The following is a 14,126-nucleotide window of genomic DNA, read 5'->3' as shown; positions in this document are numbered from 1 at the left end:
TGCGCGTTGAGCACGGGGGCATTCGCCTCCGTGTCTCGAGCAGCAGAATTCGTTCAGAAGTCGGCAAATGGATCGCGCCTGGGATTTGGAAAGGCCAATCATCACGGCTCCCGACAAGCACACGGGATAATCAAGACGATTGTCCCAGATTGTCCATTGACCCGCCGGATCAGGGAAATATTCGAAACGGTATGAATCATTCATATGCCACCTGCGCGCCCCGCCTTTGGCAGCGCGCGGACTAGGCAACTATGGTTAAGCTTTTGTGTATGTCGTCACTTGCGGTTCATCCATTTGCCGACAACGACAATGACCACGATCCGCGCGACGCACCCGCGTCGCCTGTCGTATTCGCGGCAAGGCAGGCGATCCAAATACGCATAAGGAGTTGGAATTCCGAAACTATCGGTCTATCGAGAATGCGGGGCCGACTGCGGGGTCAACGATCGAAGGACTTGAATGCATCTGATTTCCACGACCGAAGAGCTTGAGGCGGCGGTCGCCGAGCTTTCCAAATCCGATTTCGTCACAGTCGACACCGAATTCATCCGCGAAACGACTTTCTGGCCGATCCTGTGCCTCATCCAGATGGCGGCGCCCGGAGTGACCGCGCTCGTCGACCCGATGGCGCCGGGGATGGACCTGAAATCGTTCTTCGAGCTGATGGCGAACGAGAAGGTGACCAAGGTCTTCCACGCCGCGCGCCAGGATGTCGAAATTGTCTTCCATCTCGGCGGACTGATCCCGCATCCAATCTTCGATACGCAGGTCGCGGCGATGGTGTGCGGCTTCGGCGACAGCGTCTCCTACGACCAGATCGTCCAGAAGATCACCGGTACGCGGCTCGACAAGTCCTCGCGCTTCACCGACTGGCGCCGGCGCCCGCTGTCGGAAAAGCAGCTCGATTATGCGTTGGCCGACGTCACCTACCTGATCGAGGTCTATCGCCACCTGAGGGACGAGTTGGATCGCGAAAACCGGCGACACTGGCTGAAAGAGGAGATGGACGTACTCACCTCGCGCCAGACCTACGACCCGCATCCGGAAGATGCGTGGAAGCGGCTGAAGATGCGCCTTAGGAAGCCGCAGGAACTGGCGGTCGTGCAGCATGTCGCGGCATGGCGCGAACGCGAGGCGCGCGAGCGGGACGTTCCGCGCCAGCGTGTCATCAAGGACGACGCCGTATACGAGATCGCGCAGCAGCAGCCCCGCGACCAGGCAGCGCTCGCCAGGCTGAGGATGACGCCCAAGGGCTGGGAACGCTCGGCCACGGCGGTAAGCCTGCTCGAAGCGGTGAACGCCGCCCTCGCTATTCCGCGCGAGCAATTGCCGAAGGCGCCGAAGCCCTCGCAATCTCCCGAAGGCTCGGGCGCGGCGGCGGAACTCCTCAAGGTGCTGTTGAAGCTGGTCGCCGAGAAGGAAGGCGTGGCGCCGAAAGTGCTCGCCTCCAGCGACGATCTCGACCGCATTGCGGCCGACGGCGACAAGGCCGACGTGCCGGCGTTCCATGGCTGGCGCCGTGCGGTATTCGGCGAGCAGGCATTGAAGCTGGTGCACGGCGAACTGGCGCTGAGGTTCGACAACCGGAAGATCGTGGTGTTCGAGGCGGGCGGCGCGGCGTAGCGCCTTCTCTCACTCGCCCACCGCAAACTCCATCGGCCGGCCGAGCAGCTTCGATAGCTGCGCCAGGCGGCCGGCGGGGCGCTCGCCGATCAGGGCGGCATGTTCCGGCGGGACGACGAGCGCCAGCACGCCCTTGTCGCGCTCTACCCATTTCAGTTTCGGCATGACGCCCGGCATGGATGCCGTCAGGAGGTAGACGACGCGCAAGAGCGCGCCGAGCAGCCGCGCGCGCTCCAGATAATGCGGCCCCGCCAGCGCCTTGATCTCGGGCGCCGCCATATCCTCGTGGATGCCTTCGTGGCGATAGAGATTGGTGAGTGCCAGGAACGCGCGGCCCGGATGATCGACGCCGATGAAGGAGCCGTGCGCGATGATGTTGAGCGATTGCGTGCCGCGATATTCCGGATGTGCCCGCCAGCCCGTGTCGGCGAGCAGGCACGCCGCACGGCGATAGCGGGCCTCGTCTTCAGTTTCTTCGATGCCGAAGGTGGCGAAGGCCTCGCCCGTCCAATCGGCGAGCTCGCGCGCATGCGTCACCGAGCGCGCGCGTAGTACGGCCATTTCCTCTGCCGCCGAAAGGAGCGGATCCTCCCGCTGCTCCTCCGGTGTGAGCAGCGAATAAAGATAGCCTTCGCGTACGCCCAGCGCGGAAGCGACGATGTTCCCTGGCTGCATGACGCGAATGATCTCCTGAAGCACGATCGCGCCATAGGGCAGCAGCGCGCGGCGGCTCTTCGGGATCCAGTCGATGCCCTTCATCTTGCCCATGTCGTTTTTGGCGACCTGCTTCAGGAAATCGCCGATCGCCTGCGGGTTCATTTCGTAGTGGTGCATGACCCCGAGCGGATAGCCGGTGACGAGCATGTGCAGCCGCGCGAGGTTTCGCCAGGTGCCGCCGACGCAATAGAAGGTGCGGCCCCTGCCTTCGCCCAGAAGCGTCGCGCGCGCGATCTCCTCGCGGACGATCGTCTGCGCGGCGGCGGACGAGTTCTTGGCCATGTCCTGCAGTCTGAGCCCGCCGAGCGGCAGCGTGATGCCGTCGCCGATTTCCTCGCCTTTGACATCGACCAGTTCGAGGCTGCCGCCGCCAAGGTCGCCGGCGACGCCATCCGCCGGATGGAAGGCCGAGATCACGCCGAGCGCCGAATAATGGGCTTCCTCGCGGCCGGAGAGCACCTGGATCTCGGTGCCGAGAATTTCCTCCGCGCGGCGAATGAAATCCGGACCGTTCTCCGCCTCGCGTGCCGCGGCCGTGGCGATGACGTGCAAGGTTTCGGCGCCGGCCTGCTCGGAAAGTGCGCGGAAGCGGCCGAATTCTGCCACGGCACGCTGCACCGCTTCGGGATCGAGTTTTCCGGTCGAGACAATGCCGCGACCGAGGCCTGCCAGCATCTTTTCGTTGAAAAGAACGGTCGGCGCGCGCGCCACCCCTTCGTAGACGACGAGGCGGATCGAGTTCGACCCGATATCGATCACGGAGATAGGACGGCGATCCTGCAGGCGTCCCTGCGAGCCGGAAATCATGCGCCCGGTGCGATCCGCGCCTTCTTGGCCCGCTTATACTGGGCGATGCGCTTCGGTGCATGGCTCTTCAGCGCGTCGCCCCGTCCCGACAGGCTCGGATTGGTCATGAAATATTCCTGTGCATTGAACGGCTCTTCTCCCTCTTCGGGAGCCATGCGGCGCGAGGTACCGTCCGCCATTACTTCGAAACTCTGCTGGTTGTCCATGATGTTTCCGAGCATGATCTGGCCGAGCACCTGCTCGTGTACCGTCGGGTTGGTGATGGGTACGAGCGCCTCGACCCGGCGGTCGAGATTGCGCGGCATGATGTCGGCCGATGAGATATAGACGATAGCGTCGTCCGACGGCAGCCCGCGGCCGTTGCCGAAGCAGTAGATGCGGCCATGCTCCAGGAAGCGGCCGACGATGGACTTGACGCGGATATTCTCCGACAGGCCCTTCACCTGAGGCCTGAGGCAGCAGATGCCGCGCACGACCAGTTCAATCGCCACGCCGGCCCCGCTCGCCTCATAGAGCGCATCGATGATGATCGGGTCGACCAGCGCATTCATCTTCATCCAGATCTGCGCCGGGCGGGCCGCGCGCGCATGGCCGATTTCGTCCTCGATATGGCCGAGGATGCGGCTCCTGAGCGTGAAGGGCGAGATCGCCAGCGCCATCTCCTTGGCCGGCTCGGCATAGCCGGTGATGAAGTTGAATATCTGCGCCACGTCATGCGCGATCTGGGGATCGCAGGTGAAATAGGAAAGGTCCGTATAGATGCGCGCGGTGATTGGATGGTAGTTGCCGGTTCCGAGATGGACGTAGTTGCGCAGCCTCGTATCCTCGCGCCGCACGATCAGCGACATCTTGGCGTGGGTCTTCAGTTCGATGAAGCCGAAGACGACCTGCACGCCGGCGCGCTCCAGGTCGCGCGCCCAGCGTATGTTGGCCTCCTCGTCGAAGCGCGCCTTGAGCTCCACGAGCGCCGTGACCGACTTGCCGGCCTCGGCCGCGTCGATCAGCGCGCGCACGATCGGGCTGTCGTTGGAGGTTCGGTAGAGCGTTTGCTTGATCGCGACGACATCGGGATCGAGCGCCGCCTGGCGCAGGAACTGCACCACCACGTCGAAGGATTCATAAGGATGGTGGACGATCAGGTCCTTCTCGCGGATGGCGGCGAAGCAGTCGCCCGCATGTTCGCGGATACGCTCGGGAAAGCGCGGATTGTAGGGCGCGAATTTGAGGTCGTCGCGCGGCAGCGCCACGATCTCCGAAATCTGGTTTATCGCCAGCGGCCCAGGCAGGACGCTGATGCGGCCCGACGACACGCCGAGTTCGCCGGCGACGAAGTCGCGCAGAGCTTCGGGCATGGCGCTGTCGAACTCGATGCGGATGACGGAGCCGCGCCGGCGGCGCTTCAGCGCCGTCTCGAACAGGCGCACGAGGTCTTCCGCCTCCTCCTCCACCTCGATATCGGAATCGCGAATGATGCGGAAGGTGCCCGAGCCCTTCACCTCATAGCCGGGGAAAAGCTTGGCAATGAACAGCGCCACCACTTCCTCCAGCGTGATGAAGCGAACCGTCGTGTCGCGGTCCGGCAAGCGGATGAAACGCTTCAGCGCTACCGGCAGGCGAAGAAGCGCCGTCATCTCCTCGCCGTCGCGCAGATGGCGAAGCGTCAGCGCGATGGAAAAGCCGAGATTGGGGATGAAGGGGAACGGATGCGCCGGATCGATGGAAAGCGGCGTCATCACCGGGAAAATCGCTTCGAGGAAATGCGCCTCCAGCCATTCGAGATCTTCCCTGTCGAGCACATCGGCGCCGATGATCTCGATATGCTCCTTCTTCATGAGATGGCGCAGGCCCGACAGGCTTGCCTGCTGCTCGTGCTGAAGCCGGCCGACTTCGAGCAGGATGCGGTCGAGCTGTTCTTCCGGGGTGCGCCCGTCGGCGCTGCGGGTGACGATACTCTGGCGCACCTGCCCGGCAAGACCTGCGACGCGCACCATGAAGAACTCGTCCAGATTGTCCGCTGAAATCGACAGGAAGCGCACGCGCTCCAGTAGCGGATGGTTCGGATTCTGCGATTCCTCGAGTACGCGACGATTGAACTGCAGCCAGGAGAATTCCCGGTTGACGAAACGATCGGGATTATCGGCGACGACCTTTCCCTCAGGCGTCGGCTCGTTCTTGAATTCGTTCTGAACCGGCTTCAATTCGTTCATTGCGCACCCGCTCGATCGATACGGCCAACCGCCGCGATCCATCCTCCTGTCACGGTTTTACGACAAACTTGTATCACATATCTTGCATCGATCATTTATATGCTACAAACGCGGGCCGGGCGCGCGATATGGCCCGACAGGACTTGCAGCGGAGACAATGATGGCCGGACATTCGACCCCCCATTTCCAGAACGATGCCGGGCACGCCGCAATCGACATCGGGGTCAGGGAGTTCATGTGCGTGGGCGCCAATCCGCCGCTCGACCATCCGCATGTCTATATCGACATGGGCGACGACGACCAGAAGGTCTGCCCGTATTGCTCGACGCTTTACCGTTATGACCCGGCGCTGAAAGCCGGCGAAACGCGGCCGGCGGGATGCATCTACATCGATAAGGCCGCCTGAACGCCAACGGAAATAGGATGGACGGCTCCCCTCCCCGCACGATCCTCGTTGCGGGCGCGGGTATCGGTGGGCTGACCGCCGCGCTTGCCTTCGCGGTGCATGGCTTCCGCGTCGAGATTTTCGAGCGCGCGGAGAGATTCGAGGCGATCGGAGCCGGCATCCAGCTTTCGCCGAACGCGACACGGATCCTCCGCAGGCTAGGCGTACTGGATGCGCTGAGCGGCGCGGTTGCACCGGAAGCGGTCGTGCTGAGAGATGGGGCGAGCCTCAAGCAACTCGCTCGCGTGCCGCTCGGTGAGGCCGCGGAAACGCGCTGGGAGGCACCCTATCTTGTCGCCCATCGCGCCGATCTGCATGCCGCGCTCCTCGCCCGCGCATCGGAACATCCCGGTATCCGGCTCCATCCCGGCACGACCGTCGCCGGCATTTCATTCGAAAACGACGGCGTAGCAGCCACTGCCGAGCGGGATGGCCGGCAGGAGAAGGCGGCCGGTGCGCTTCTCGTCGCGGCCGATGGCGTATGGTCAGGCTTGCGGCAATTCGTGAAGAGCAGCCGTGACAGCCGGTCAACCGGAACGATGGCATGGCGCGCGCTGGTCGAGACGGAGAGCCCGGCCGGCCGCGCGCTTGCCCCGCTCGCCCCGCCCGACCAGGTGACCGCCTTCCTGAGCCCGGCCCTGCATCTGGTCGTCTATCCGCTGCGCGGCGGAACGGTCCTCAACCTCGTCGCCCTGACTAAGGGCGAAGCTGGGGCCGGATCGTGGGCTAGCGCGATCGATACGGGGCCACTGGAACGGGCGATGCGAGGCTTCGCCCTATCGCTTGCCAATCTGGCGAAAGCCGCGAAACCGTGGACAGCCTGGCCGATCCATGCCGTCGATCCAGACGGACCGTGGACCGATCCGCGTGGCCTCGCGCTGGTCGGCGACGCCGCGCACGCCATGACGCCCTTCGCCGCGCAAGGTGCCGCGATGGCCATCGAAGATGCCTGGGTACTGGCCGTGCTGGCGGCCGGAAGCCCCGATGGCCTCCCATCGGCGCTGGCGCGCTATGAAGCGATCCGACGACCGCGCATCCGCCGCGTCGTCCGTCGCGGCGCATTCAACCATTTCACCTGGCACGCCTCCGGCCCGGTCGCACTGGCCCGCAATCTGGTGCTGTCGGCGCGCTCGCCTGGACGCCTCGCCGCCGATTTCGACTGGCTCTACGGGTGGCGGCCGGAGGGCTGAATCCGTGCGTCCTTCGAGGCTCGCTTCGCTCGCTCCTCAGGATGAGGGTGGTCGAGCGCTTGCCCTTTTGCAGACCGAGCTTTTGAAGCCTTTGTCGCGGATCGTCGGCATACGCCCTCCTCATCTTGGGCGGCCGCCGCCAACCTTCCTCATCCTGACGTGCGAGCCCGCAAGGCGGCCAGCAATGGCGCGTCCTTGCAGGGCGAGCCTCGAAGGACGCACCGAAAGCGACTGACGGGATAATCGCGCCTCAGTGCAGTATCTGGCTCAGGAACAGCTTCGTGCGCTCGTGTTGCGGGTGGTCGAAGAACTCGGCCGGCGTGTTCTGCTCGACGATCTGTCCGGCGTCCATGAAGATCACGCGGTTGGCCACCTGGCGGGCGAAGCCCATCTCGTGCGTCACGCAGATCATGGTCATGCCTTCCTCGGCGAGGCTCACCATGGTTTCCAGCACTTCCTTGATCATTTCGGGATCGAGCGCCGAGGTCGGCTCGTCGAAGAGCATGATGCGCGGATGCATGCAAAGCGAGCGCGCGATCGCCACGCGCTGCTGCTGGCCGCCGGACAATTGGCCTGGATATTTATTGGCCTGCTCGGGGATCTTCACGCGGTTCAGGAAGTGCATGGCCGTTTCTTCGGCCTGCTTCTTTGGAACCTTGCGCACCCAGATCGGCGCCAGCGTGCAGTTCTCCAATATGGTGAGATGCGGGAAGAGATTGAAATGCTGGAAGACCATGCCGACCTCGCGCCGCACCTCGTCGATCTTCTTCAGATCGTTGGTGAGTTCGATGCCGTCGACGACGATCTTGCCCTTCTGATGTTCCTCCAGCCGGTTGATGCAGCGGATCATGGTCGACTTGCCCGAGCCGGAGGGACCGCATACGACAATGCGCTCGCCGCCCATGACCTTCAAATTGATGTCCTTCAGCACATGGAACTCGCCGTACCATTTGTGCATGGCGACGATCTCGATGGCGACGTCGGTGTCGGACACCTTCATGCGGTCCTTGTGGACCTTGATCTCCTCGGCCTTGACGGCGTTTTCGGTGACCATGGAATTTCCCCTTATCGTTTGTGTCCGGTGTCGAGCCGGCGTTCCATGAACATAGAATATCGGGACATGCCGGCACAAAACACGAAATAAATGAAACCGGCGAAGACAAGCCCCGTGATCGGGGTCTGCGCGGACGCCCAGGTCGCATCGGCGAAATTCTGCTGGACGGAGCCCAGAAGGTCGAACATGCCGATGATATAGACAAGGGTAGTGTCCTTGAAGAGGCCGATGAACTCGCTGACGATACCGGGAATGACCAGCTTGATCGCCTGCGGCAGGATGACGAGGCGCATCTTCTGGTAATAGGTCAGGCCGAGCGAATCAGCACCCTCGAACTGGCCCTTCGGGATCGCCTGCAGGCCGCCGCGAATGACTTCGGCCATGTAGGCGGAGGCAAAGATGGCCACGCCGACGATGGCGCGCAGAAGTTTGTCAAAATAAGTGCCAGGCGGCAGGAAGAGCGGCAGCATGACGCTCGCCATGAACAGCACCGTCACCAGCGGCACGCCGCGGATCAGTTCGATGAAGGCGACGCAGACCATCTTGACGACGGGCAGCCGCGAACGCCTGCCGAGCGCCAGGATGATGCCGCAGGGAAGCGACACGGAAATGCCGACGAAGGAGAGGATCAGCGTCACCATCAAACCGCCCCAAAGCGGCGTCTCGACATGGGCAAGGCCGAACCAGCCGCCCAGAAGGAGAACGAAGGCGACAATGGGGAACACGATGAACAGCAGAAGCGCGTTCAGGCCCTTGCGCGGCACGCTCGGTATCAGGAGCGGCGCGAGCAGGGCCACGAACATGACGGCGACAAGATTGACCCGCCAGCGTTCGGCGAAGGGATAGCGGCCGTAGATGAACTGCTGGAACTTGTCGGCGACGAAAGCCCAGCACGCGCCCGACCACCCGTCCGGCCGCACGCCGCCCTGCGCGGTGGTAGCACAGAAGCTGCGGTCGGTCCCGACCCATTGCGCCGACAGGAACAGCCAGTCGACCAGCGGCGGAACGGCAAGCACCAGTATCGCGATGCCGACGATGGTCAGCACGGAATCGGTGACGGACGCAAACAGGTTGGTGTGCAGCCAGTTCCCGAAACCTTGCGTGGAGCGCGGCGGCGCTTCGGCGATGATCATTTCGGTACGGACGAAGGAGAGGTCATGTTCCTGCATGGGACTACCTCTCCACCAATGCCATCTTGGCATTGAACCAGTTCATGAAGAGAGAGACCAACAGGCTCAACCCCAGATAGACCGCCATCCAGATGGCGACGATCTCGATCGCCTGGCCCGTCTGGTTGAGCACGGTGCCGCCGATGGCGACAAGATCGGCATAACCGATCGCGACCGCGAGCGAGGAGTTCTTCATGAGGTTCAGATACTGGCTGGTCAGCGGCGGTATGATGATGCGCATCGCCTGCGGAACGACGACCAGGCGAAGCGTCGTCCTCGGACGGAGGCCGAGAGCGTGGGAAGCTTCCGACTGGCCGTGCGGCACGCCCATGATGCCGGCGCGGACGATCTCGGCGATGAAGGCAGCCGTATAGAAGGAGAGCGCCAGGTAGAGCGAGAGAAACTCCGGCTTCACCTGAACGCCGCCGGTCAGGTTGAAGGTCGAGAGCTTCGGCACCTCGAAGGAAAGCGGCATACCGGCAAGCAGAAAGGCCAGTACCGGCAGGCCGACAATCAGCGCGATCGACGTCCATAGTACCGGAAACTGCTGGCCGGTTGCCATCTGCCGCTGCGTGGCCTTCACCTTGACGAAGATGGCAAGGGCGATCGCTATCACGAAAGCTACCCCTACCAGCCATGCGTGCTCGCCCCAGACGAATTTCGGAAAGTAGAAACCGCGACTGTTCAGGAAACTGCCCAGCGGCATCCGGATGCTGTCCCTCGGCTGGGGAAGCACCGACAGAACGCCCATATACCAGAAGAAGATGACGAGCAGCGGCGGTATATTGCGGAAGACTTCCACATAGACCATGCAGATCTTGCGGATCAGCCAGTTGGTGGAAAGCCGGCCCACGCCGACGAGGAAACCCAGGACCGACGCCGTGAGGATGCCCAGCACCGAAACCAGAACCGTATTGAGAAAGCCGACGAAAAGCGCGCGCTCGATGGTGGAATCGGACGAGTAGGCGATCAGCGCGTCGCTGACGTCGAAACCGGCCCTGCGCTCGAGAAAACCGAAGCCGGAGGCGATATGGGCCCGTTGCAGATTGTCGATCGTATTGCCGATAATCCAGTAGATGAAGCCGACAAGAAAGACAAAAAGCAGGACCTGAAAGAATATCCCGCGTATCTTCGGGTCATAGAGCGGCGACACCTTGCCGGTGTCGATCGCATGTACTGTATCCTGCGACGCCATGGTTGCTCCTCAGCAAGAGGGCGGGAGGCGGATAGACCGCCTCCCGGAACCGATGTCATGCGTCAGCGGATGGGCGGTGCGTAGAGGATACCGCCCTTGTTCCAGAGTTGGTTGAGGCCACGCTTGATCTTGAGCGGGCTGCCCTGGCCGAGATTGCGCTCGAAGGACTCGCCGTAATTCCCGACGGCCTTGACGATGTTGACGACCCAGTCCTCGCTCAAGCCCAGGTCGGCGCCGTATTTGGAGCCCTTCTCCTGGCCCAGGACACGCCTGATTTCGGGTTTGTCGGAGTTCTTCATCTCCTCGACATTGGCCTGCGTGATGCCATCCTCCTCGGCGATGATCATCGCGTTGAGGGTCCACTTCACGATGTCGAACCACTGGTCGTCGCCCTGGCGCACGGCCGGGCCGAGCGGCTCCTTGGAGATGATCTCCGGCAGAATCGCATGGTCGTCCGGGTTCTTCAGCGTCAGCCGGATCGCATAGAGGCCCGATTGGTCGGTCGTATAGACGTCGCAGCGGCCCGCATCATAAGCGGCGTAGCTCTCCTCGAGTTTCTCGAAAACCACCGGATGGTATTCCATGTGGTTCGCCTTGAAATAGTCGGCGAGGTTGAGTTCCGTCGTCGTGCCCGTCTGCACGCATACCGAGGCGCCCGAAAGCTGCAGCGCCGACGTGACGCCGGAGAGCTTCTTGGCGTTGATCATGAAGCCCTGGCCGTCATAGTAGTTGACGCCGGCAAAGTTGAAGCCGAGCTCGGTGTCGCGCGTTTCGGTCCAGGTCGTGTTGCGCGAAAGCAGATCGATCTCGCCCGATTGAAGCGCGGTGAAACGCTCCTTGGCGGTGGTCGGCGTGAATTTCACCTTGTCGCCGTCGCCGAAAATGGCGGCAGCCACGGCCCGGCAGATGTCGATGTCGAAACCCTTCCAGTTGCCGCTGGAATCCGGTGCGGCGAAGCCTGCGAGCCCCGTGTTCACACCGCACTGTACGAATCCTTTTTTCTTCACTTCGTCCAGCGTCGACGCATTGGCCGACGCAGCCATATAAGCCAGTGCGGCAGCGCTCAGAATGCCTGTAAGAAGAGCTTTTCGCATGTTTACTCACCCTTTGTCGTTATTCCGGTGCCGCAGCCCGGTGTTTTTTCCCTCGCGAAAGCAGCGGTCCGAACATGGCTGGCGCCATGACGGCCTTCCCATCGGGCTGCTCTCCCATTCGCGAATGCCATCGAAGGCGATTATTGGGCGGCGGTCAAGTACGAAAGACGGCGAAGATGTGGCATCAACAGGCGCCAACGTTTAAATCGGCGCTTTATTGGCATACTATTGCGCGAGAACCGGAAGATGACGCAATTTCTGTTCCGGGCCGCCGTTCTTCGGTTACTTTTCCCTCACTTTATAAGAACAGATCGACGGCAGACCGGCGGAAATAAAGCGGTTCGGCGGAACGGGACATGAGCCGGTCGGAGGCACCGGCTGGCGCGTCAGCCATCGCGAGAGGTTTTCCTCCCCCAAAGCCGAAACCTTGGAACAGGCAGCAGCGCACCGCTTTTGAAGCGGAAAGCGACACGACGGCGCGCTAGGCAGCGCGCAAGGAACAAGGCTGAGAGCAAACCGAGGGCGTAACCTGCGACGACATCCGAGGGATAATGCGCACGGGCGGCGATGCGCGTCGCCGCCGCAAACGCACATAGCAGGAAGATCGGGACGCGCGCCTTCGGGAACCAGAGCATCAGCACCATCGCGACCGCGCCCATGGTGGCCGAATGACCGGAGGGAAAACTGTTGAACACATCGGCGGCGGTGAAGGGCTGGAAATGGAGCGATCCGCCTTCGTCGAACAGTATGGGCCTCGCCCGGCCGATCAGGACCTTGGCTAGGCTGACGATGATTCTGGCAAATCCGACGGCCAGAAACGCATAACCGGCCTGCGCGAAAAGAAAGGCAAGCCGGGAACGGCCGGAGCGGCTTCGCGCTTCCCAGTCGAGGCAGGCGATGCCGATGAACAGGAGCGCGGCCGCCACCAGATACCATTGCGATTTGCCGACATCGGTTATTTCCGCCATGACGGCGAGGAACGGGGAATGGCTCGCCCGGACGAAAAGGGTGGCGCTGTCATCGAGAAGATGCGCGGCGAACACCACAACGACCGCGGCAAGCGCCAGCCACGTCATGGACCGCGTCCAGGACGTGGAACCGATCAGCGGCGGCCGCGTCAGGGAAAGCCACGCGGCCTTGACGGCCCGCGCGACACGAATCCGTCGTCCGGCGGGCGGCAGCGCTTCGTCTTTCACCGGAGAATCCATCTGGCTCAATCCGTACAGGTTGCACCCGCCCCGCACGGCGACTATGCCTTTTTCGCATTTGCTAGCAGGGCAGGACGCATATGGCGAGACGGATTGACAGCAAGATGGGCACCAACACGCAGCTTGCCCATATCGGCAACGACCCGCGTGAGTTTTACGGCTTCGTCAACCCGCCGGTCGTGCATGCCTCGACCGTTCTCTACCCAGACGCCGCGACGATGGTCTCGCGCAAACAGAAATACACCTATGGCACGCGCGGAACGCCGACGAGCGATGCGCTTTGCGATGCGATCGACCATCTCGAGGGTTCCGCCGGCACGGTCGCGTTGCCCTCCGGTCTCGTCGCCGTGACGCTGCCGCTACTCGCCTTCCTGTCGGCCGGCGACCATGTTCTGATTACCGATTCGGTCTATCATCCGACACGCAATTTCGCCGATACGATGCTGAAGCGGCTCGGCGTCGAGGTCGACTATTACGATCCGGAGATCGGCGCCGGCATCGCCGCCCTGATCAAGCCGAACACGAAGGTCGTGTTCACGGAATCGCCTGCCTCCAACACATTCGAGATGCAGGACATCCCGGCGATAGCGAAGGCCGCGCATGCGGCCGGAGCCATCGTCATGATGGACAATACCTGGGCGACGCCGCTCTACTTCCGCCCCCTCGACCACGGGGTCGATATCTCCATCCACGCCGCCACCAAATATCCGGGCGGGCATTCCGACGTGCTGCTCGGCACCGTCTCGGCCAACGAGGCGTGCTGGCCGCAGCTGCGGGAAACCTTCACCACCATGGGCGTCTGCGCCGGGCCGGACGACGTCTATCAGGTGCTGCGCGGGCTGCGCACGATGGGCGTGCGGCTTGCCCACCACCAGAAGAGCGCCCTCGACATCGCGCGCTGGCTGGAAACGCAGAAAGGCGTCGCCCGCGTCCTGCACCCCGGCCTCGAAAGCCACCCTGGCCACACGCTGTGGAAGCGCGATTTTTCCGGAGCGAGCGGCATATTCTCGGTCGTGCTCGACGGCGGTGGCGAGAAAGAAGCGCATGCCTTCCTCGATGCGCTGGATATATTCGGTCTCGGCTATTCCTGGGGCGGCTATGAGAGCCTCGCCGTCAACGTCTTCCTCGGCGATCGTACCGTGAAGAAGGCTTATGAAGGCCCTGTCATCCGGTTGCAGATCGGGCTGGAAGACGTGGACGATCTCAAGGCCGATATTTCGCGTGGGCTGAAGGCGGCACGGAACTGACCACAACGTCACCGGCTGGCCAAGTCGGCCCCACTGGTGCAGAGCAATCGCATATGCGATCTGCGCGGCTTCGTACCCCCACCCCTAACCCCTCCCCGCAAGGGAGGGAGACGCCAGCATCGCTTTCCGGGCTAAAATCGTCGAAGTTTGCGCTATGATGCGGCGCCGGA

The 14,126-nt window shown here is 62.7% G+C and carries 11 protein-coding genes; 4 read left to right on the top strand and 7 right to left on the bottom strand.

Annotated features, from left to right (window positions below):
• Positions 1–459 precede the first annotated feature (459 nt).
• Positions 460–1,623: a ribonuclease D gene (rnd, locus tag RBH77_RS13245; protein WP_311028066.1), complete on the top strand. Its 1,164-nt coding sequence runs from the start codon at positions 460–462 to the stop codon at positions 1,621–1,623.
• Positions 1,624–1,632: 9 nt separating this feature from the next.
• On the opposite strand, the gene ppx is transcribed toward rnd, so the two are convergent.
• Positions 1,633–3,147 carry an exopolyphosphatase gene (gene ppx / locus RBH77_RS13240; RefSeq protein ID WP_311028065.1) on the bottom strand — a complete coding sequence of 505 codons (1,515 nt, stop codon included), beginning with the start codon at positions 3,145–3,147 and terminating at the stop codon, positions 1,633–1,635.
• Complete coding sequence (locus tag RBH77_RS13235; protein ID WP_311028064.1) at positions 3,144–5,354, bottom strand: RNA degradosome polyphosphate kinase; 2,211 nt, start codon at positions 5,352–5,354, stop codon at positions 3,144–3,146. Before RBH77_RS13235 ends, ppx begins: the two co-directional genes overlap by 4 nt.
• 160 nt (positions 5,355–5,514) lie before the next feature.
• Between RBH77_RS13235 and RBH77_RS13230 the strand changes: the two genes are divergently transcribed.
• Both RBH77_RS13230 and RBH77_RS13225 read left to right on the top strand, forming a co-directional pair.
• Complete coding sequence (locus RBH77_RS13230; RefSeq protein WP_311028063.1) at positions 5,515–5,760, top strand: zinc-finger domain-containing protein; 246 nt, start codon at positions 5,515–5,517, stop codon at positions 5,758–5,760.
• A gap of 17 nt (positions 5,761–5,777) precedes the next feature.
• Positions 5,778–6,989, top strand: coding sequence for an FAD-dependent monooxygenase (locus RBH77_RS13225; RefSeq protein ID WP_311028062.1), 1,212 nt, complete (start codon positions 5,778–5,780; stop codon positions 6,987–6,989).
• 250 nt (positions 6,990–7,239) lie between these two features.
• On the opposite strand, the gene RBH77_RS13220 is transcribed toward RBH77_RS13225, so the two are convergent.
• The 5 genes from RBH77_RS13220 to RBH77_RS13200 form a co-directional block, all read right to left on the bottom strand.
• Positions 7,240–8,043, bottom strand: a complete 804-nt coding sequence (locus tag RBH77_RS13220; RefSeq protein ID WP_311028061.1) for an amino acid ABC transporter ATP-binding protein — start codon at positions 8,041–8,043, stop codon at positions 7,240–7,242.
• An 11-nt stretch (positions 8,044–8,054) separates the two neighbouring features.
• Entirely contained in the window at positions 8,055–9,212 is a 1,158-nt protein-coding gene (locus RBH77_RS13215; protein WP_311028060.1) for an amino acid ABC transporter permease, read from the bottom strand.
• Between the two features lie 4 nt (positions 9,213–9,216).
• Positions 9,217–10,407 carry an amino acid ABC transporter permease gene (locus tag RBH77_RS13210; RefSeq protein ID WP_311028059.1) on the bottom strand — a complete coding sequence of 397 codons (1,191 nt, stop codon included), beginning with the start codon at positions 10,405–10,407 and terminating at the stop codon, positions 9,217–9,219.
• Between the two features lie 62 nt (positions 10,408–10,469).
• The gene (locus RBH77_RS13205) at positions 10,470–11,450 is read right to left on the bottom strand and encodes an amino acid ABC transporter substrate-binding protein (RefSeq protein WP_371832877.1); all 981 of its coding nucleotides are present in this window, start codon (positions 11,448–11,450) and stop codon (positions 10,470–10,472) included.
• A 437-nt stretch (positions 11,451–11,887) separates the two neighbouring features.
• Positions 11,888–12,697 carry a phosphatase PAP2 family protein gene (locus tag RBH77_RS13200; protein ID WP_311028057.1) on the bottom strand — a complete coding sequence of 270 codons (810 nt, stop codon included), beginning with the start codon at positions 12,695–12,697 and terminating at the stop codon, positions 11,888–11,890.
• A gap of 92 nt (positions 12,698–12,789) precedes the next feature.
• On the opposite strand from RBH77_RS13200, the gene RBH77_RS13195 reads away from it, so the two are divergent.
• Positions 12,790–13,956 carry a cystathionine beta-lyase gene (locus RBH77_RS13195; RefSeq protein WP_311028056.1) on the top strand — a complete coding sequence of 389 codons (1,167 nt, stop codon included), beginning with the start codon at positions 12,790–12,792 and terminating at the stop codon, positions 13,954–13,956.
• The last annotated feature ends 170 nt before the right edge of the window (positions 13,957–14,126 follow it).

Origin of the sequence: Mesorhizobium koreense, assembly GCF_031656215.1 — a bacterium.
Lineage (GTDB): Bacteria > Pseudomonadota > Alphaproteobacteria > Rhizobiales > Rhizobiaceae > Mesorhizobium_L > Mesorhizobium_L koreense.
The sequence above is the reverse complement of the archived record's forward strand: the minus strand, read 5'-3'. Positions and strand labels throughout refer to the sequence as shown.

Excerpts from the sequence above, each read along its gene's own strand:
- rnd (WP_311028066.1), top strand. The coding sequence starts at position 460 with ATGCATCTGATTTCCACGACCGAAGAGCTTGAGGCGGCGGTCGCCGAG.
- ppx (WP_311028065.1), bottom strand. The coding sequence starts at position 3,147 with ATGATTTCCGGCTCGCAGGGACGCCTGCAGGATCGCCGTCCTATCTCC.
- RBH77_RS13235 (WP_311028064.1), bottom strand. The coding sequence starts at position 5,354 with ATGAACGAATTGAAGCCGGTTCAGAACGAATTCAAGAACGAGCCGACG.
- RBH77_RS13230 (WP_311028063.1), top strand. The coding sequence starts at position 5,515 with ATGGCCGGACATTCGACCCCCCATTTCCAGAACGATGCCGGGCACGCC.
- RBH77_RS13225 (WP_311028062.1), top strand. The coding sequence starts at position 5,778 with ATGGACGGCTCCCCTCCCCGCACGATCCTCGTTGCGGGCGCGGGTATC.
- RBH77_RS13220 (WP_311028061.1), bottom strand. The coding sequence starts at position 8,043 with ATGGTCACCGAAAACGCCGTCAAGGCCGAGGAGATCAAGGTCCACAAG.
- RBH77_RS13215 (WP_311028060.1), bottom strand. The coding sequence starts at position 9,212 with ATGCAGGAACATGACCTCTCCTTCGTCCGTACCGAAATGATCATCGCC.
- RBH77_RS13210 (WP_311028059.1), bottom strand. The coding sequence starts at position 10,407 with ATGGCGTCGCAGGATACAGTACATGCGATCGACACCGGCAAGGTGTCG.
- RBH77_RS13205 (WP_371832877.1), bottom strand. The coding sequence starts at position 11,450 with ATGGCTGCGTCGGCCAATGCGTCGACGCTGGACGAAGTGAAGAAAAAA.
- RBH77_RS13195 (WP_311028056.1), top strand. The coding sequence starts at position 12,790 with ATGGCGAGACGGATTGACAGCAAGATGGGCACCAACACGCAGCTTGCC.